The 2,157-nt window shown below is 74.6% G+C and carries 2 protein-coding genes and 1 pseudogene; 2 read left to right on the top strand and 1 reads right to left on the bottom strand.

Features of this window, described 5'->3' with window-relative positions:
- Nucleotides 1-321, bottom strand: a pseudogene (locus tag E4099_RS31445) (tetratricopeptide repeat protein); the annotation flags it as partial.
- A 237-nt stretch (nucleotides 322-558) separates the two neighbouring features.
- Between E4099_RS31445 and E4099_RS31440 the strand changes: the two are divergent.
- Nucleotides 559-1,008, top strand: coding sequence for a hypothetical protein (locus E4099_RS31440; protein WP_135342501.1), 450 nt, complete (start codon nucleotides 559-561; stop codon nucleotides 1,006-1,008).
- 227 nt (nucleotides 1,009-1,235) lie between these two features.
- Nucleotides 1,236-2,105 (top strand): spermidine synthase, encoded by an 870-nt coding sequence (locus tag E4099_RS31435; RefSeq protein ID WP_135342500.1) that lies wholly within the window; start codon nucleotides 1,236-1,238, stop codon nucleotides 2,103-2,105.
- Nucleotides 2,106-2,157: the final 52 nt, after the last annotated feature.

The raw sequence follows: 2,157 nt of genomic DNA, 5'->3' as shown, positions 1-2,157 counted from the left end.
GCCCCAACTACGCCTATGAGCGGGTGTTCCGGCACATGTTCCCCGGCCGCGTACCGTCTCGCGCGGGGCGAAGCCCAGGTCGGCGAGGGTGCGGCCGGGGAACATGTGCCGGAACACCCGCTCATAGGCGTAGTTGGGGCAGCGGATCGCCCCGGACTCGACGCGTCCGATATAACGGGCGTCGCAGGAGACCTGCTCGCCGATCTCGCGGGCGGCGCGCCGTACCGCCGCGGCGAACTCGGCCGCGGAGCGGTTCCCGCGCAACCGGCGGAAGGCGTTGTTGGGCCGCGGCGGTGGTGCGGCCCCGGACTCTGGGGTCATGGCCGGCCCCCTCCCTACGGTGATGCCGTACCGCCTAACGGCGATGCCGGGGCGGCGGACACGGACCGTACCGGTCGCCTTCCGGGCAATGCGGGGTGTTTTCCTTGAAATCGGATATATCGCCTGCTATCCGCTATGAAGTGCCACCCTTTGTGGCCGCATTTCGCCGTAGCCGCCGACGGGCCGGAGGCGTTGAACCTCCCGGACGAGACGCGGCGCGGCGAGGAGGGGTTTCCCTTGGTGAAGGCCGGAGTGCACAGCAGCGGTTCCCGGACCGCGGACCGGCACCCACCGGGCCGGGAGCACGGCGCGCTGATGGACGGCGGCGCGGGTCGGCGATGCGATCTGGTCACCGTCCCCGCCCGGCAGGGCCTGGAAGCGGTGGACATCCTGCGGTTGCGGCGCGGGGTCGGCCCGGTGCTCCACGACGGCAGCTGCGACACCCTCGGTTTCCTGGTCCCGCCCGGCACCGCGGACCGCTGGGACCTGCCCGGCAGCGCCTGCACCGAGACCTACGGGCACGAGGCCGCCGTGGAGCCGGGCACCGCCGCCCCGCCCCCGGTCACCGGCACCGGATGGCTGGTCCCGCCGGACGCGGCGATCGCCGAGGCCACCGACCCCGAGGTTCTCCGCCAGGCGCTGGGCGAGGCGGCCCGCACCATCGAGGCCGTCGACCGCTGCCAGTGACGTTTGGCGGGCGCCGCTGAGCGGCGAGGCGGCTTCGAGGGGCGCCTTCCCGAACCGCCTGCCGCTCGCCGGCAGCGGTTCGTGAGGGTGCCGCCGTCGTCGTCGCCCAAGCGGGCGGGCGGCAGGCGGCTTGCCTCTGATCTCCTCTGATCCCCTCCGGTGCACCGGCCCCACCGGCCCCACCGGCCCGCGCCGGATGCCCTCTCACCAGCGGTGATACTGGAGGGATGGCGAAGGAACGGCGGAAGGGCGGGCGCGGGCGGACCGCGGAGGCGGTGCGGGCGACGGTCGGCGGCGGACTGGCCGAGCTGGTGCCCGACCGGGACCGGCCGCGCGGCTGGACGCTGCTGCTGGACGGCGCCCCGCAGTCCCATGTGGACCTGGACGAGCCCACGTACCTGGACTTCGAGTACCAGCGGCGGCTCGGCCACATCGCGGATCTCGCGGCCCCGCCGGGCCGCCCGCTGCACGTCGTCCACCTGGGTGGCGGGGCCTTCACGCTGGCCCGCTACATCGCCGCCACCCGCCCCCGCTCCACCCAGCAGATCGTGGAGATCGACACCGCGCTGATCGGTTTCGTACGCGAGGCGCTGCCCCTGGACCGGGGCTGGCGGATCCGGGTGCGCGGGGACGACGCCCGCGCCGGGCTGGGCAAGGTGCCCGACGGCTGGGCCGACCTGATCATCGCCGATGTGTTCAGCGGGGCCCGTACGCCCGCGCATCTGACCAGCACCGAGTTCACCGAGGGGATACGGCGCGCGCTGCGGCCCGGCGGGCTCTACGCCGCCAATGTGGCCGACGGGCCGCCACTGGCGCATCTGCGGGCCCAGATCGCCACCGTGCACAGCGTCTTCCCCGAGATCTGCCTGACCGCCGACCCGGCCGTGCTGCGCGGCCGGCGCTTCGGCAACGCGGTGCTGCTCGCCTCCGACCAGCGGCTCCCGGTGGCCGAGCTGACCCGGCGGGCGGCCGGCGACCCGCACCCGGCCCGGGTGGAGCACGGCCGCGGGCTGACCGACTTCACCGGCGGCGCCACCCCGGTGACCGATGCCACCGCCGCCCCCTCACCGGTGCCGCCACCCGGAACCTTCTCCTGACGAGGTGCCGGGGTGCCGGGGTGTCCAGGTGGGTCTGGACGTGAGCTTGCCC

This window comes from Streptomyces palmae (assembly GCF_004684805.1).
Taxonomy (GTDB): domain Bacteria; phylum Actinomycetota; class Actinomycetes; order Streptomycetales; family Streptomycetaceae; genus Streptomyces; species Streptomyces palmae.
The sequence above is the reverse complement of the archived record's forward strand: the minus strand, read 5'-3'. Positions and strand labels throughout refer to the sequence as shown.